At 66.4% G+C, this 238-nt stretch carries 1 protein-coding gene; it reads right to left on the bottom strand.

The features are described from left to right. The coding region (locus KVT45_RS55630; protein ID WP_217562772.1) for a helix-turn-helix transcriptional regulator at window positions 1–169 on the bottom strand (169 nt) is incomplete at its 3' end. Between the last annotated feature and the right edge of the window lie 69 nt (window positions 170–238).

Here is a 238-nt window from a genome sequence, read left to right as displayed (position 1 = left end):
CATGGAGTTCATTCGACAGGCGTGGGCGCATCCACGGCTGAGGCGATGCCGTGTCTGCCTCCCAGCGCACGATTGTGGTACTGTCCACGCCCAGCCTCTCGGCGTGTACTTCCTGGGTCAGGCCCACGGCTTGGCGTCGCTCGGCGAGGCGCTGCCGCCTGCGTGCCATGACTCGGACCCCCATCTTCCTAGCCCTCTCGTACGAAGGTCACCGTGGTCATGCCCGCTGGTGCCACAC

The organism is Streptomyces sp. GbtcB6 (assembly GCF_019091475.1).
Classification (GTDB): Bacteria; Actinomycetota; Actinomycetes; order Streptomycetales; family Streptomycetaceae; genus Streptomyces; species Streptomyces hyaluromycini.
Note: the sequence above shows the minus strand (reverse complement) of the source record. Positions and strands in the feature narration are given on the sequence as shown.